The organism is Haladaptatus sp. ZSTT2, assembly GCF_037081775.1.
Taxonomy (GTDB): Archaea; Halobacteriota; Halobacteria; order Halobacteriales; family Halococcaceae; genus QDMS2.
The window spans coordinates 354,304-368,965 of the sequence record NZ_JBAMHQ010000001.1 but is presented as its reverse complement, the minus strand read 5'-3'; the positions used below and the strand labels follow the sequence as shown (position 1 = coordinate 368,965).

At 61.9% G+C, this 14,662-nt stretch carries 15 protein-coding genes; 7 read left to right on the top strand and 8 right to left on the bottom strand.

What is annotated here, in order from left to right; all coding sequences use genetic code 11:
• Window positions 1-53: 53 nt before the first annotated feature.
• A complete protein-coding gene (locus V5N13_RS01930) occupies window positions 54-1,415 on the bottom strand; it encodes an ABC transporter substrate-binding protein (protein ID WP_332899157.1) in 1,362 nt (453 codons plus the stop codon).
• A 113-nt stretch (window positions 1,416-1,528) separates the two neighbouring features.
• Window positions 1,529-2,077, bottom strand: a complete 549-nt coding sequence (locus V5N13_RS01925) for a ribbon-helix-helix protein, CopG family (protein ID WP_332899156.1) — start codon at window positions 2,075-2,077, stop codon at window positions 1,529-1,531.
• A 119-nt stretch (window positions 2,078-2,196) separates the two neighbouring features.
• Between V5N13_RS01925 and V5N13_RS01920 the strand changes: the two genes are divergently transcribed.
• Window positions 2,197-2,652 carry an acyl-CoA thioesterase gene (locus V5N13_RS01920; RefSeq protein WP_332899155.1) on the top strand — a complete coding sequence of 152 codons (456 nt, stop codon included), beginning with the start codon at window positions 2,197-2,199 and terminating at the stop codon, window positions 2,650-2,652.
• A gap of 39 nt (window positions 2,653-2,691) precedes the next feature.
• A complete protein-coding gene (locus tag V5N13_RS01915; RefSeq protein WP_336359397.1) occupies window positions 2,692-3,153 on the top strand; it encodes a hypothetical protein in 462 nt (153 codons plus the stop codon).
• Here the strand turns inward: V5N13_RS01915 and V5N13_RS01910 are convergent.
• Entirely contained in the window at window positions 3,150-3,707 is a 558-nt protein-coding gene (locus V5N13_RS01910) for a class I SAM-dependent methyltransferase (protein WP_336359396.1), read from the bottom strand. The two genes, V5N13_RS01915 and V5N13_RS01910, sit on opposite strands and share 4 nt — an antisense overlap.
• A 40-nt stretch (window positions 3,708-3,747) precedes the next feature.
• The gene (locus V5N13_RS01905) at window positions 3,748-4,752 is read right to left on the bottom strand and encodes an LLM class flavin-dependent oxidoreductase (protein WP_336359395.1); all 1,005 of its coding nucleotides are present in this window, start codon (window positions 4,750-4,752) and stop codon (window positions 3,748-3,750) included.
• Between the two features lie 77 nt (window positions 4,753-4,829).
• Here V5N13_RS01905 and V5N13_RS01900 point away from each other — a divergent pair, with 77 nt between their 5' ends.
• Complete coding sequence (locus V5N13_RS01900; RefSeq protein WP_336359394.1) at window positions 4,830-5,315, top strand: GNAT family N-acetyltransferase; 486 nt, start codon at window positions 4,830-4,832, stop codon at window positions 5,313-5,315.
• Here V5N13_RS01900 and V5N13_RS01895 read toward each other — a convergent pair.
• Window positions 5,312-6,586 carry a M24 family metallopeptidase gene (locus V5N13_RS01895; protein WP_336359393.1) on the bottom strand — a complete coding sequence of 425 codons (1,275 nt, stop codon included), beginning with the start codon at window positions 6,584-6,586 and terminating at the stop codon, window positions 5,312-5,314. The two genes, V5N13_RS01900 and V5N13_RS01895, sit on opposite strands and share 4 nt — an antisense overlap.
• A 66-nt stretch (window positions 6,587-6,652) precedes the next feature.
• Window positions 6,653-7,498, bottom strand: coding sequence for a DUF7537 family lipoprotein (locus V5N13_RS01890; protein WP_336359392.1), 846 nt, complete (start codon window positions 7,496-7,498; stop codon window positions 6,653-6,655).
• 112 nt (window positions 7,499-7,610) lie between these two features.
• Between V5N13_RS01890 and V5N13_RS01885 the strand changes: the two genes are divergently transcribed.
• Genes V5N13_RS01885 through V5N13_RS01875 form a run of 3 tightly spaced genes read left to right on the top strand, consistent with a single transcriptional unit; the run spans window position 7,611 to window position 9,319 of the window.
• Entirely contained in the window at window positions 7,611-8,333 is a 723-nt protein-coding gene (locus tag V5N13_RS01885; protein ID WP_336359391.1) for an EthD domain-containing protein, read from the top strand.
• Between the two features lie 2 nt (window positions 8,334-8,335).
• Window positions 8,336-8,920, top strand: a complete 585-nt coding sequence (locus tag V5N13_RS01880; protein WP_336359390.1) for an HD domain-containing protein — start codon at window positions 8,336-8,338, stop codon at window positions 8,918-8,920.
• Between the two features lie 39 nt (window positions 8,921-8,959).
• On the top strand, window positions 8,960-9,319 hold the full coding sequence (locus V5N13_RS01875; RefSeq protein WP_336359389.1) for a cupin domain-containing protein: 360 nt from the start codon (window positions 8,960-8,962) through the stop codon (window positions 9,317-9,319).
• Here V5N13_RS01875 and V5N13_RS01870 read toward each other — a convergent pair.
• Window positions 9,316-10,272, bottom strand: a complete 957-nt coding sequence (locus tag V5N13_RS01870) for an NAD-dependent epimerase/dehydratase family protein (RefSeq protein ID WP_336359388.1) — start codon at window positions 10,270-10,272, stop codon at window positions 9,316-9,318. The two genes, V5N13_RS01875 and V5N13_RS01870, sit on opposite strands and share 4 nt — an antisense overlap.
• Window positions 10,273-10,357: 85 nt before the next feature.
• Here V5N13_RS01870 and V5N13_RS01865 point away from each other — a divergent pair, with 85 nt between their 5' ends.
• A complete protein-coding gene (locus tag V5N13_RS01865; protein ID WP_336359387.1) occupies window positions 10,358-12,904 on the top strand; it encodes a cation-translocating P-type ATPase in 2,547 nt (848 codons plus the stop codon).
• On the opposite strand, the gene V5N13_RS01860 is transcribed toward V5N13_RS01865, so the two are convergent.
• A complete protein-coding gene (locus tag V5N13_RS01860; protein ID WP_336359386.1) occupies window positions 12,895-14,580 on the bottom strand; it encodes a thiamine pyrophosphate-binding protein in 1,686 nt (561 codons plus the stop codon). The genes V5N13_RS01865 and V5N13_RS01860 overlap by 10 nt on opposite strands.
• Window positions 14,581-14,662: the final 82 nt, after the last annotated feature.

Here is a 14,662-nt window from a genome sequence, read left to right as displayed (position 1 = left end):
TTGTAGACACTGCTGTGGTGGTCATGTACTGAAATATGGGTTCGTTGGAGTGGTTAGACGAGTTCGTCCGCTGGAATCGTGTCCTTGTTTGTGAACTCGCCATCTTCGACTTGGACGATGACCATGTCGCTGGCCACGTCGCCGTTGTCGTCGTAGTTGACGTTCCCGCTCGGCCCACTGTAGTCGATGGCCGTCCCGGCGTCTAACTTCTCGACACCGCCGCCGAACTCTCCGTAGCTCACGGCCTCGCCGTCGGGGTTCGAGACTTCGCGCATCGCCTTCTTGACTTCGGCTGCGTCGTCCGTACCCGCCTTGTGGACGGCGAGCGCGTAGGAGACGAGCGCGTCGTAGGAGTTCCACGAGTACGGGTCGAACACCTGCGCGTCGGGATAGGCTTCCTTGTAATCAGCGACGAACGATTCCGTCGCGCCACCGCTCGGTGGTTGGGTGCGGACGCCGTACATCCCGTTCATCACGTCTGCACCGACGTTCTCGATAACGTCCTCGGAGAGCAGGCTGGTGTGGAGCACCCAGTTGCCGCCGTAGCCTTCCTCTGCCCACTGGCTGAGCATGGTCGTCCCGCTCTCGGGGTAGCCCGCGAACGCGACGAAGCCGGGGTCGTCTTCGAACGCCTTTGCGAGAATCTGCTGGTACGACGACTGCCCGGATTCGTAGCCGATGGTCGTGGTTGTCGTCCCCGAGAAGGATGATTCGAACGTGTCTGCAAGTGCCTCGCCGAAGTCGTTGTTGATGTAGATGACCGCGGCTTTCTCGACGCCTTGATCTTCGATGATTTTCGCCATCACCTTCGCGACGAAGCGGTCGTTCGTCCGCGTCCGGAAGACGAGGTCGTTGTCATCTAAGGTCGAAATGCTCGGTGAGGACGACGCCGACGTGATGTGGAGCACGTTGTTCGGCACCGTCACCGACTTTGCGATGCTGATGGTGACTCCACTCGACACCGCCCCGATGAGGGCGCTCACGCCGTTCGTATCCACGAGTTTGTTCGCCGCGTTCACGCCCTGCGTCGAGTCGGTGCCCGAGTCCTCGTCGTGCAGTTCAATCTCGCGCCCGAGCGGGCCGCCCGCCGCGTTGATGTCCTCTTGGGCCATCCGAAGCGCGTTCATCATTGGACCACCGAAGTCAGAGAGGTCACCGCTGAACGGGATGACCACGCCGACATCGACTGACGAACTGTCGCCACCGCTGTCGCCCGAATCGCCGTTGTCGGTCTCAGAGCCGCCGTCGGTTCCTTCTTCGGTTCCGCCGCCACCGCCTCCGCCGTCGGAGCCGCCGTCGTCTTGGACGTCTTCTTGACTGATACACCCTGCGAGCCCGGTCGCGCCTGCGAGTCCTGCGAGGCGCAGGAACCGCCGACGCTGGAGTTCTCGTACGAACTTGTCACCCGATGCCATGGTCGGAGTCAGACCACCATCCATATATAGGCTCTTGTTACCCTGTCTCACAGTAGCAACACTGAGTATGAACAGTTGTGGGAAGGTGTGAAAAGTTATGCAGAGACAGTCTGCTACTCCGGAATTTCAGTCATCAGCACCTTTGTGAGACCCTCTTCAGTTTCGATGGTGAACGGCAGGTGAACCGAACTGCGTTCGATGAATCGGGTCATGAACCAGCGAAGCTGTTCTGACGGATAGACGACATGATAGGTGTTCTCCTCGCTGCGCCTGACGGTGAGAAAGCCACAGAGTGAGAGCCATTCGAGCATGTCACCTAAGTTGTCGAACTGCCCTTTGTACTCGTGGGCGTGGTAGTCTGAAACCTTGTCCGCATCCGCGAGAAACTCCGGGTCTGGCTCGCCGTTTTCTCCTTCGACATAGTCGAGAAAACAGTGGAGGAAGTCGATGTCGAGCAGCGCGTGCTCGCCACCCGAGAGCATCTTGTGGTAGTCTTGCAGATTCGCACTCGTCTCTGTCGTTGCGGCTTGGAAGTTCGCGGCGTAGAAGGTGAGCGCACGTCGAACCATCTCACTCTGGCCCACACCGGTGCGGCTCGTCAGGTCTTCGAGCGCCGCCCGTGCGTCGGTATCGAGCGAAACTGTCACCCTGTCATGTGACATACACTCACACTCAGAGGCGCAGTGCGGTAAAGGTCACGACTCGTGTCTGGAATCGTACCAGTTCGCATTCGAGGCGCGGAGACAGCAGACTCATTTCCCTCCCGCGAAAACCCCGACGTATGCCGTCGCTCATGGAGACGTATATCGAGAATCGTGAACTCATCTTGCCGAACCACACCAACACCTACGAAATCGCCCACGGTGGCAACGTGATGAAGTGGATGGACGAAGTCGGCGCGATGTCAGCGATGCGCTTTGCCGGTGAAACCTGTGTCACCGCGCGCATGGACCAGGTGAACTTCCACCGGCCGATCCCCCTCGGTGAAACCGCCCTCATCCGCGCCTACGTCTACAAATCCGGGCGCACGAGCGTTCGGGTTCGCCTGCGTGCCTACCGCGAAGACCCGCTCACCGGCGACACCGAACTCACGACGGAGTCGTTTTTCGTCTACGTCGCCATCGACGACCACCACGTGCCAACCGAAGTGCCGGAACTTACCGTCGCCACCACCGACGGCGAGCGCCTCCTCGAAGAAGCGCTCAGCGCCGAAGCCGAAATGAACGGGACGGCGTAGGGACGCGGTTTTATCCGCTCTTCTCACATACTGCCTTCTATGAGTCTCGACATCGACGCCCCACCGGCCCCCCGCATCGTCACCAACACCGACGTTGCCGACTACGAGGACGCGGAGGTGTTTGGCTCCCAAGACTACCGCAGAGAGGAGTTACAGGAGTTCTTAGTGGACGGCGCGTGGGAGCGCTCGTTCAACGAGTGGGCAGAGCACACGGACGTGACCGAAGCCCAGTTCACTGTCGTCGAAGACCTCTCGCTCATCTCCGAGTTCGATTTCTTCTGGGACGATTTCGCCAATCGAGTTGGCTATCACGCACCCGGCCTCCCCGAGAACTGGAAAGAACAGAACCTCCACCCAGGCCTCACCTCGTGGGGTGACGTCTCTGCCATCAACGCCGGACTCACCGAACTCGGCCAAATCGTGAGCGACGTGTTGAAAGAGGAGTACGTAGACTGGGAAGCCGAGTACGAAGCGCCAGAAGACCTCCCCGACTTCAGCTAGTTTTTCGTCGCGGCAATCAGGAACGTCTCCACGCGTTCGCTCGCGTAGTCGATGGTGAATCCGGCGGCTTCGAGCTGCGCGTTCGCCTCCGCAAGCGAGAATCGCTCTGTGAGTGGCGGCCCTTCGACGTGCTCACCGTTTGCAGACCAGTCTGCGACGACCAGTCTCCCGCCGGGTTTCAACACGCGACGCACCTCCGAAAGCGCTGATTCGTCCGCGAACTCGTGATACGTCATCGTCGAGAGCGCCGCATCGAGCGACTCGTCTGCGAACGGCAAGTCGCCGATTTCCGCCGTGGTCAACGAGACGTTTTCAGGGATGCCTTTCTCGCGATACAGGTCGTGCATCGCCTCCTGTACGTCCACCGCGTGCACCTTCGAGACGTACGGGGCGACGTGGTCGGTGTAGAATCCCGTCCCACTACCGAGGTCTACGACGGTCATCTCGCGTTCGAGTGCGAGGTGGGCGAGGAGTTCGTCAACCGAGAGAAAGCGATAACGAATCGGGTCATCGAGAAAGTCCGCGTGGTCTTTGTTGAAGGTGTGAAAGCCCATAGCCTGCCTACGGGCGGCAGCGCGAAAAGTGTAGCCGAGGTCAGGCGAAGTGTGGGACGACCTCGTCGCCGAGTCGGTCGATACACGCGACCATCTCGTCGGTGCCGATGCCGGGGTAGTACGTCCGGAAGATGAAGTGGACGTCGTCGCCGAGCGCCTCGCGATAGGATTCGAGTTGGTTTACGACCTGCGCAGGCGTGCCGAAGATGGCCTGTTCTTTGAGTTCCTCAACGCGCGCTGCGGATAGTTCGTCGATGGTCTCGCCGGTGGCCCATTCTGCGTACTTTCGCTGGAGATAGAGATAGCCAGACTTCATCGTCTCCCACGCTTCCTCCTTCGATTCTCCGACAAAGCCGTGTTGAATCAGATACGTCGTGAACTCGCCGTCGAGTCCCTCTTTCTCGCGGATGGCGTGGATATCGTCTTGCCGGAGTTTCACGCCCTCGATGGAGAGCGAGGAGGGTGCGATCCACCCATCCGCAAGTCGGGCGGCGCGACGAACGGCGGGTTTGGCCTTTCCGCCGAGCAAAACTGGCGGCGCCTTCTCTGGTTTCGGCGTCACCAGCGTATCTGCGGGCGCATCGTGAAACTGCGGGTCGAAATCGAGCGGGCCGTCCGACCACGCGCCCCGGAGGACGTGAATCGCGTCTTCGAGGCGGGCGGTTCGTTCGTCTTTCGGCACGCCAAAGCGGTCGAACTCGTCGTCTACGTAGCCAACGGCCATCCCGAGCGAGAGGCGGCCGTCTGCGAGCAGGGAGACGGTGGCGGCGTCCTCTGCGAGGCGAACCGAGTCGTAAAGCGGCGCGAGGGCGATACACGTCCCAATCTCGAGTGAATCGGTGGTGGCGGCGATCGCGCCGAGGGCGGGCATCGTCCCTGAAAGGTAGCCGTCGTCGGTAAAATGGTGCTCTGAGACCCACGCACTCGCAAGCCCCGCATCCTCGATGGCGCGCCCGAGCGTGAGCATCTCCTGATAGAGGTCACTCAGTGTGCGGTCATCGTCAGGGCGATGCTGACAGGTGAACAGCCCCGTACCAATCTGCATACGCGACCCACGCAAGCGACCGTTATAGATGTGGCTTCGACGAAAAGACTAATCGACCTGTCGTGCTATGAGTATGCATGTCAGTGAGGGCCGCGATGCCGGAGGATGCGACGGGGATTTTGACAGTTGCGCAGGCGTCGTGGGAGGGTGACTATCCAACGATTCTAAGCCGGGAAACCGCGAGCGAGGGCGTCGTAGACTGGTACAATCCCGACCTCATCCAAAAAGAGATTGCCCGGACGGACACCGTCATGCTCGTCGCAGAGAAAGACGACACCGTCTGGGGGTTCGTCCACGCCCTCTGGAATCACGACGAGGGCGACATTCTCCGACTATATGTCCACCCCGAAGCCAGACGAAGCGGCGTCGGGACGGCCCTTCTCCAAAGTGCGGTCACCGAACTGTTCGACCGCGGCGTCGACCTCGTCCGAGCGATGGTACTCAAAGACAATCGACTCGGCAACGCGTTTTACGAAGGTTACGGCTTCACCCTCGAAAGCGAAGGCGAGACGTACATCGGTGAGAAAGCCTACCCCGAAGCCGTCTACGTCATCCACCGTTAGTAGTCGATGACGGTAATCTCGTCTGCCGGCCACTGACTCAGGATTTCGACGCCATTTTCGCGCACGACGACCATCTCCTCTAAGCGCACGCCCTGATTGTCTGCGGGTTCTTGCGTTTCGACGGCCATCGTCATGCCCTCTTCGAGTTCGATTGGGTGGTCTTCGGAGATGCCCCGCCAGATGAGCGGCACTTCGTAGAGTTGGAGGCCGAGGCCGTGTGCCCAGTGATTGGTTGTCATCTGCCAGTGGTCGGTCGCACCGTAGTAGTCGGCGTGCTCGCCCTCCATGTCGGGGAAGCCTTTGCACACCTCATCAGTCGTCGCACCCGGTTCGATGCGGTCGAGGACGGCGTACAGGTTCGACCGGGCGAGTTCGTAGGCCTCTTTTTGCGCTTTCGTCGGCTCGCCGAGCGAGAAGGTGCGGTAGTAACACGAGCGATAACCGAGATAGCCGATGTTGTAGAAGTCAGCGTACACGAGGTCGCCGGGGCGGAGAATCCGGTCTGTGGTGTTCGCCTGATGTTTCGGCCAGGTGTTCGGCCCCGAGGTTAGGTAGCCCCCGCCGACGAACGCACCGTGTCGCCAGAGTTCGCGGACGGCCTCGCCCCACACCTCAGATTCGCGCATTCCGGGGCGGGCGACCTCCTTAATTTTCTGGAAGCCTGCCTCACAGATGGCCGCAACCTGTCGCAAACACTCGATTTCGTCTTTGGTCTTCGTCTTTCGCGCCGTCTCCATCGCCCGCGAACACTTCTCGGCTTCGACCTGTACGCCGTGGTCCTCGAAGGCGGAAACGAGGCCGCCGTTCGCCACGTCGATGCCCATGGGCTGGTCTGCAACGCCGTACTCCTCCATCGCCTCAACGACGGTTTCAGCCATCGTGTTGAGCAGGAATTTGCGGGCAGACGGACTGCCGGAGGCGCGGGGGACGTTGCCGAGGCCGGGGCAGGCGTAGCGAATGTCATCTAGCCACGGGCAGTTGAACCGCTGGTTGCTCGCGTGGTCTGCGGTGTCCCAGTGGACGACCGAGCCGTCTTCGGTGAGCAGGGTGTAGTGGTCTGCGCCGCTTCCGCCGGTCATGGCGAGGCCGGTCACGTACCGGACGTTCGGGTCGTCGATGAGGAGCATGCTCCCGAGGCCTTCCGCTTTGAGCTGTGCGAGCGCTCGTGCGTGGCGCTCTTCGCGGAGGCGGTGGGTGTCGATGCGTGCTTCCCAATCAACCGCTTGCGTGCCGCGGGTTCCCTCCATGAAATCTCGACGATTTCGCGTCATACGTCACCAACACCGACAACCGTGAAGAACTTTTTCAGCGCTGTGTTCGTGAAAAATCGAATTCGATCAGCTCTGTTTCGCGCGGTCGAGCCAATCGGGTTCTGCGACCGTCGTGGAGCCAACGTCGGTCACCTTCGAAATGAGGTAAATCGTCCCCGAAACATCGTCGTCTTCGACCTCGAAGCGAATCTCGATGAAGCGAGCAATGCCGTTCTCATCGACGAGTAACACGGCTTCTGCGTTCGTAATCGTCTGGTTGCTCGCCGGGTCGATGTCCTCACGGAGGTCTTTGAAGCTCTCTACTCCCTTTGCCTCGTATCGCGTCACGGAGACGCCGTCGAACTGTTCGACACCGACCTGCGTCCAGTCTGCGCCGTCGACCGTGTCGGTGACGATGTCAATCTGCATCGCGTCGTTCACGTCGACCGGCTCTGCCTCCTCTATGTTACTGTACGGCTCGCTTCCTTGGCGGTACTCGGTGTACTCAGAGTCGTTCGACTGGAAGTACGTGCGCTCGTAGGAGGACGACCCTGCGGTGTACACCGTCGACTCAAAGCGGAACTCCTCGAACGCGAGCAGGTTCGTCTGGCTGGCCGTCCCGTCGTTCAGATTCGCCCGCGTCGTCGCGTTGAGGTCGAGCGTCCCGTTGGTCGTATCAACCGAGATGTTCAGCTGATTCGTGAAACTGCCCGCGTTTTTGAGCGCCGCTTCGTGCGCTGCAGCCAGCGTCGTCGCATCGAGTTCGTCACCCGACGCCGTGTACGGTTCCCCGAGCGCGGTCGTCTGTGTCGTCGTGGTGACATCGTTTCCGGCTCCTGCCGTCGTCGTTGTGTTGTCTGTGACGCCCCCAGAACATCCTGCAAGAACTACCACCAGCCCCATGAGGACCGTTGCGAATACTGAACGGTTCATACAGCATCTTCGATGGGTAAGGGCTTAACCGTAGAAGTTCCGCCAAATTGACTGAATTCTCGAGTTCGTTCCTCATAGTTTATTGTGATATCCCGAGTTTATCCGCTGACGCATGTACAAGCACGTCGCGCTTTTGGTCAGAAAGGAGGGCATGACCCACGAGGAGTTCGTTGACTACTGGCAGACGAATCACGTCCCGATTGCTCGCGAAATTGAGGGCGTCGTGAAGTACGCGACGGTGCTCCCGGTCACGCCAGAAGCGGCCGAGTTCGACGGCCTCGCGGAACTCTACTTCGAGGACTTGGATGCGCTGCACGACGCGCTCGGGAGCGAAGGCTCGCGCGACTACAACCCCGCAATGGGCAAGGCGAAAGAAGCCCGTCAAGATGTGGATAGCTTCCTCGACATCCAGCGCCGCCCGCGATTCATCGGCGAAGTCATCGTCCAACGAGATGACGTGGGCGGCGACACCGACGGCCTCTACAAGCACTCTGCATTCCTCGTTCGCAAGGATGGGATGAGCCACGAGGCGTTCGTCGACCACTGGCAGAACAACCACACGCCAATCGCCCGTGAAATCGAAGGCGTCGTCAAGTACGACACCATCCTGCCGACCGACCCCGAGAACGCCGAGTTCGACGGCGTGGCCGAGCTCTACTTCGAGGACTTAGACGCGCTCCACGACGCGCTCGGGAGCGAAGGGTCGCGCGACTACGACCCAGCAAAGGGCAAGGCAAAAGAAGCCCGCGAGGACGTGAACAACTTCCTCTCGATTGGCGACCGACCGCGCTTCATCGGCACAGAAACAGTACAGAAAGACGAGACGGGGCACTGACCATGGACCGCGCAGCACAGGTCAGAGAGGCGTTTCCCGAACTCGCCGACATCCGCGACGACGACCTCCGCGAAAAGGTGGTCGAAGCGTGGGCGCGCGGCCTCGAACGCGGCGGGTGGCGCGACATCGCGGACATCCCGTACGCGTGGAACATCCACGATGTGACCAACGTCGAACACACCCGCGGCGTCGTGAAAATCGCCGTGGCGAGCGCGGAAATCCAGCGCGACTTCCACGGCGCAGACCCCGACTTCGACGTGATTCGCGCCGCCTGCCTGCTCCACGACGTGGGCAAGTGCTACGAGTACGTTACGCACGTGGACGACCATTTGACGGACCCCGACCCGACCTACGTCACCGAGGACATTCCCCATTCGATGTCGGGCTACGCGCTCGCCCACGAGGTCGGCGTTCCGCTCGCCGTCCAGCGCGCCATCCCACACTTCATCGGCGAGATTCCCCGCCGGACGATGGAAGCCGAACTCGTCAAAAGCGCGAACTCGGCGTCCTCGAACGCTATCACGCAGGCAGCGATGGGGATTAGTCTGAAAGAGTGGGTCAAACGGTATTCACAGACCCAAGAGTAGCGAGCGCGATTTTTTGCGGTGAGCCGACGAAATGCAGGTATGCACGCGAAGGTGAATCTGGACGAAATCGACGTGCGAGACGTTGGCGAGGACTCCCCGCGCCTGAAAGCTGTTGGCTACGAACTCAGGCCAAAGAAGATGCGTCCCAACGTCTGGGTGTTCGAACCCGGTCAGCGGCTGAACCGTCACCGACAGAAAACGCAAGAAGAACTCTACCACATCCTCAGCGGCACGTTCGAGATGCGTTACGAAAACTCGACTGAGGAGTTGAAAGCGGGTGACATGGTCCTCGTCTCGCCCGACGAAATCCGCCAACTCGTCTGCGTGACGTCGGGCGAGGCGTTCATCGTCGGCGCGCCGAACGCCAAAGACGACGGCGTGGTGTTGAACGTAGACTAGAGCGGTTCCAGCCCTGCTTCCTCGCGGAGCACTTTCACGTACTCACGAATCCCCGTTTCGAGGTCGTACTCGGGGACGTAGCCGAGGTCTTGCTGGGCTTTGGTCATGTCGAGCACCTGCGTCCACGGCAGTTCGCCTTCGTCAGAGACAGAGAGGTCTGCCTCGGGAATCACCTTCTTCACGACCTCTGCGGCCTCTCGAATCGTGGCGAGTTCGCCCCGAACGTTGTACACGCGCTGGGTCAGGTCTTCGTCGGGTGCGAAGGCGGCAAGTCGGAACGCTTGGGCGATGTCGCGGACGTACTGCCAGTCGATGATTTGGTCGCCGAACTCAACGGCGAAGGACTTGCCAAGAGCGGGGCGTTCTATCATCTGCGCGAGGAAGGCTGAGCCGCCGGTTTCGCGGTAGGGGCCGTAGGCCACCGTCGGGCGAAGCGCGACGTGCGAGACGCCGAACTCTTCGAGATACACTTTCGCCTGATGTTCATTGTACACCTTCGTCGCGCCGTAGAGCGTGTCAGGATACACGAGATCGTCCTCGGTCACCCACTCGCCGTAGTTGCTCGGCGGAGCGAAGGCGGCGGCGCTTGAAGCCCACGCGACGCGCTCTACTTGGTCAGAGAGCGTGCGCGCCGCCTCGAAGACGTTGTTCGTCCCTTGGATGTTCACGTCCATCGCGGCGCGCGGGTTCGCTTCTGCAGCGGTCGTGAGGAGGGCAGCGAGATGGATGATGCGCGTCGCGCCCGACTCTTTGACCGCGCGGACGACGGCGGTTGGGTCGGTCACGTCGCCGCGGATCACCCTCACATCGTCTGCGACGCCGAGTTTGTCGAGGCGGGTTTTGTCGGTTGAGAGGTCGTACGCGACCACGTCGTGGCCCGCGTGGACGAGGTCTTGGGCCACGTATGCGCCGATGAAGCCAGTGCCGCCGGTGACGAGTACCGTTTCTGCCATTGTCACGAACGTTGGTTGGAAATGCGAAAAACGTTGTCGTGGCAGGGACGCTACGCCTATCTATCAGTCTGACGAACTGTAGGCTGTGGTGAGCCACGACTCGACGGTCGAGGAGGTGTTCGGTGCCGTCGATAGTAGCAGAGAGGGATTGGCGAGCGACGAGGCTGCCCGCCGTCTCGCCTCTCACGGCGAAAACGACCTCATCGACACCGAGGGCAGGCGGCCACTTTCGATTCTCACAGCCCAGTTTTCGAGCCCGCTCATCGGCGTGCTCGTCGTCGCGGCCCTCCTCTCTGCGGCGGTTGGAAACACTATCGACGCCCTCCTCATCGGCATCATCGTCGCCGCGAACGGCGCGTTCGGGTTCGCACAGGACTACCGTGCAGAACAGAGCCTGCTCGCCCTGCGAGAACTCGCAACGCCGACCGCTACCGTCCGCAGAGACGGCCGCGAGTACAAAATCCCGGCGACAGAAGTCGTTCCCGGCGACGTGCTCGTTCTCACGCATGGTGATGCAGTGATGGCGGACGCGCGGCTCTCTGCCGCCCAGACGCTCGAATGCGACGAAGCGCCGCTGACCGGCGAGAGCCTCCCCGTCGAGAAGTCAGTCGAGACGCTCCCGAGCGACACGCCGCTCGCAGAACGGACGAACATGGTGTACCGAGGAACGACCGTCACCCGTGGACGCGGTGAAGCCGTCGTCGTGGCGACCGGAATGGACACCGAGATGGGCGAAATTGCTGGGGCGCTCGCTTCTGCCACCGCGCCACTGACGCCGCTCCAACGCGACCTCGCGGCGCTCGGGAAGTCCCTTGGTATCGGCATTCTCCTCGTCTCTGCGCTGCTCGCCCCAATCCTCGTCGTGGTCGCCGGAACCGACGCCGTGCAAGCCGTGCTCGCGGCCGTCTCGCTCGCGGTGGCCGCTATCCCCGAGGGGCTTCCCGCGGTGGTGACGCTCACACTCGCCCTCGGCGTTCGGCGGATGGCCGCAGAACACGCTCTCGTCAGAGCACTCCCGGCGGTCGAAGCGCTCGGGACGGTCGATGTCATCTGCACGGACAAGACGGGAACCGTCACCGAAGGCGAGATGGTCGTGAATCAGGTCTGGGTGCCAGACACCGTCTATTCGCTCGACGACGAGCCACCTGCGGACGACAGACTTCGTCATCTGTTCGAAATCGGCGTCGTCTGCAACGACGCCACCGACGACGTGGGCGACCCAACCGAACAGGCGTTGCTCGGCTCTGCGCGCTGGTACGGCCTCGACCCGGACGCCGTCAGAGCCGCCCACCCACGGATTGCAGAACGCCCGTTTTCTGCTGAAACCCAGCAGATGATGACCGTCCACGACGACGTGGCTTACGTCAAAGGCGCACCGCGTCCGGTGCTCGACCACTGTTCGCACGTCCACACCGAGGCGGGTGTCGTCCCGCTCACAGACGAGATGCGTGGGCGAATCCGCGAGCAGACGGACGCCTTCGCCACGGCGGCGCTCCGCGTCCTCGGCTTCGCCTACAGCACCAGCGACGAGCCGGACGACTCGCTCGTGTTCGTCGGATTACAGGGCTTGCTCGACCCACCCCGACCCGAAGTCGTCGCCGCAATCGCTGACTGTCGCCGCGCCGGTATCGACGTGAAACTCATCACGGGTGACAACCGCGTCACGGCAACCGTCATCGCCGAACAGATTGGCCTTCAGGGAGACTCCCTCGACGGCACGGAACTCGATGCGATGGACGACGACGAACTCACCGCACGCCTGTCTGAAACCACCGTGTTCGCCCGGGCGACGCCCGCCCACAAGGTGCGGATTTTAACCGCGTTACAAGCACAGGGGCACGTCGTGGCGATGACCGGCGATGGCGTGAACGACGCACCCGCCTTAAAGCGCGCAGACGTGGGCGTGGCGATGGGCGTTCGAGGGACGGACGTGGCCGCTCAAAGCAGCGATATCGTGCTTCTCGACGACAACTTCGCCACGATACGCACGGCAATCAGAAACGGCCGGGCCGTGTTCGACAACATCTGGAAGTTCGTCGCCTACCTGCTCTCTGCGAACTTCGCGGAGGTACTGTTGGTGTTCGTCGCCTCGCTCGCGGGGTATCTCATCCTCCCGGCGGTGCAATTGCTCTGGATAAATCTGCTCACCGACGGCCTGCCAGCCCTCGCCCTCGGCGTCGATAGTTCGGGCGAGGATGTGATGGACAGACAGCCCCGAGAGCGGGCGAGTGGCATTCTCGACCGCGAACTGCTCGGCTTCGTCGGCGGGGCTGGCGTGGCGGCCGCCCTCGTCATGCTCGGACTGATGGTGGTCGTCCTCGACGGCGCGCCGACGGTGACGCCCTACGCGCTCACGATGGTGTTCACGGGGTTTGTCCTGCTCGAATTCGTGAAACTGTTCGTCGTGCGCTGGCTCCGTCACACGCCGGTCATCAACTGGTGGCTGTTTCTCGCCGTCGCATGTTCGTTGGTGCTCCAACTTGCTGTCGTCTACACGCCACTTCGCGGCTATTTCGGCACGGTTTCGCTCAGTCTCGGTGACTGGGGGCTCCTCGGAGTTGTTGGCGTGACCGGCGGTTTCCTCTTCATCCTCATCGCACTCGCCGTCCGCCGGGTCGTCGCTCACTCGTGAAGCCCACCGACCGAGGCGTAGAACGACGACTGCAGGGTGTCTGCCATCCGCTCTGACCGGTCGATACGCACGTCGATGACCGTCGGCGTGTCCGCGGCGTTGCCCGTTTGTAACCCGGCGCGGAGTTCGTCGGGTGACTCTGCGCGAATGCCATTCCCGCCGAGCGCGTCGGCCACGGCGACAAAGTCCGTGTTCTGGAACTCCACGCCCGGCATGTCGGCGTCCATCTCGCGGACCATGCCGAGGCTCGTGTCGTTGAGCACGACGTACGTGGGTGCAACACCGTACTCGACGGCCGTCTCGATGGAGGTCATCGTCATCGCAAAGCCGCCGTCTCCGGCCACTGCAATCACGTCTTTGTCGGTCGCAAGCGCCGCGCTCACGGCGGCGGGACCTGCCCAGCCCATCCCACCGACGCCACCGCTCCCGAAGTAGGTTCGCGGCGCAGGTGTCTGAAGGTAGTTCAACAGCCAGAAGCGATTGTTCCCGGAGTCTGCGGTGACAATCGTGTCCTCGTCAACGACGCGCTCAATTTCCTTGACGGCACGCTGTGGTTTGACGGGCGAACTGTTGGCTTCGCATTCCGGTGCGGTGAAGTCCTGTTGTGCCTCAGCGACTCGGTCTTTCGCCCACCCGGAAGTCGCCTCGCCACGGGTAGCGAGCGCGGCAAGCGTCTCCTTTGCGTCGCCGATGAGGCCCACATCCGCGGGGTACACCCACCCGGCGTTTCGCGTGTCTGCGTCCGCGTGGATGATGGTTTGTTCATCGGGGCGAATGAACTCCGGGGCCTGCCAGTTCGAGTCCATAGGATTGAGTCGTGAGCCAACCACGAGCAGCACGTCCGCCTCGCTCACGACTTGGTTCGCGCCTTCGTGGCCGAACGAGCCGATGACGCCGGCGGCACGGGGGTGGGTTTCTGCGATGGTTGATTTCCCGAGATACGAAGTGGCCACGGCGCAATCGAACTGGTCTGCAACCGTGACGAGTTCGTCGTAGGCGTTCGCGGCGTGGATGCCGTTTCCGGCGACGATGACCGGGCGTTCGGCGGCTTCGAGCGCCGTCACCGCTTGGTCGAGGTCTGCGTCCGTTGGCCGGGACTTCCACGTTTTCGTCTGTGCGTTGGCGTCCCAGAGCGGCGGTACCGGATTTTCGGGTACGTCCTTCGAGATTGCGCCACCATCGAGGATGACGGCCGTCGGGCCGGGTCGTCCACTCGTCGCGTGTTTGAACGCGAGGTGGACGCTCCGGAGGGTTTCGACTGGCGTGCGAGGGAACCAGTGTTCTTTCGTTATCGCCCCGAGGATGTCGGGCAGCGAGAGCCCGCCGTAATCGCCGCGTGCCTGTTGGTAAGGCGCGAGCGTCGAATACTCGCCACGCTCTGAGGCTTCGGTGAGGACGACCATCGGTGAGGAGCCGAGTCGGGCTTCCATCTGTCCGATTGCGCCGAGGCTACCAATCCACGGCCCCTGTCCGGCGAGGACGCCCGGCTTGCGGGTGAGCCGACCGTACATCTCGGCCATCACGCTCGCTTCGCGCTCGTCGCGCGGGCGGATGACCTGAATCGGCGTGTCACCGAGGTCGGAGAACAGTTCGATGACGCGGCCACCGGGGTAGCCAAAGACGAACTCAACGTCCAGTTCTACGAGGGTTTCTGAGAGGTGGGTTGCGGTGTTCATGCGAGGTACCGTGTCGATTGGTGAGCAAGCGAGCAGGCCGTGTGACCCATTGCCGTTGGGTCGCTCGCACACCACTTTGTGC

Bases quoted from the DNA above. Each gene is read 5' to 3' on its own strand.
- V5N13_RS01910 (WP_336359396.1), bottom strand. From the start codon at position 3,707: ATGGGCTTTCACACCTTCAACAAAGACCACGCGGACTTTCTCGATGAC.
- V5N13_RS01920 (WP_332899155.1), top strand. From the start codon at position 2,197: ATGCCGTCGCTCATGGAGACGTATATCGAGAATCGTGAACTCATCTTG.
- V5N13_RS01860 (WP_336359386.1), bottom strand. From the start codon at position 14,580: ATGAACACCGCAACCCACCTCTCAGAAACCCTCGTAGAACTGGACGTT.
- V5N13_RS01895 (WP_336359393.1), bottom strand. From the start codon at position 6,586: ATGACGCGAAATCGTCGAGATTTCATGGAGGGAACCCGCGGCACGCAA.
- V5N13_RS01930 (WP_332899157.1), bottom strand. From the start codon at position 1,415: ATGGCATCGGGTGACAAGTTCGTACGAGAACTCCAGCGTCGGCGGTTC.
- V5N13_RS01870 (WP_336359388.1), bottom strand. From the start codon at position 10,272: ATGGCAGAAACGGTACTCGTCACCGGCGGCACTGGCTTCATCGGCGCA.
- V5N13_RS01905 (WP_336359395.1), bottom strand. From the start codon at position 4,752: ATGCAGATTGGTACGGGGCTGTTCACCTGTCAGCATCGCCCTGACGAT.
- V5N13_RS01890 (WP_336359392.1), bottom strand. From the start codon at position 7,498: ATGAACCGTTCAGTATTCGCAACGGTCCTCATGGGGCTGGTGGTAGTT.
- V5N13_RS01925 (WP_332899156.1), bottom strand. From the start codon at position 2,077: ATGTCACATGACAGGGTGACAGTTTCGCTCGATACCGACGCACGGGCG.
- V5N13_RS01915 (WP_336359397.1), top strand. From the start codon at position 2,692: ATGAGTCTCGACATCGACGCCCCACCGGCCCCCCGCATCGTCACCAAC.
- V5N13_RS01880 (WP_336359390.1), top strand. From the start codon at position 8,336: ATGGACCGCGCAGCACAGGTCAGAGAGGCGTTTCCCGAACTCGCCGAC.
- V5N13_RS01900 (WP_336359394.1), top strand. From the start codon at position 4,830: ATGTCAGTGAGGGCCGCGATGCCGGAGGATGCGACGGGGATTTTGACA.
- V5N13_RS01885 (WP_336359391.1), top strand. From the start codon at position 7,611: ATGTACAAGCACGTCGCGCTTTTGGTCAGAAAGGAGGGCATGACCCAC.
- V5N13_RS01875 (WP_336359389.1), top strand. From the start codon at position 8,960: ATGCACGCGAAGGTGAATCTGGACGAAATCGACGTGCGAGACGTTGGC.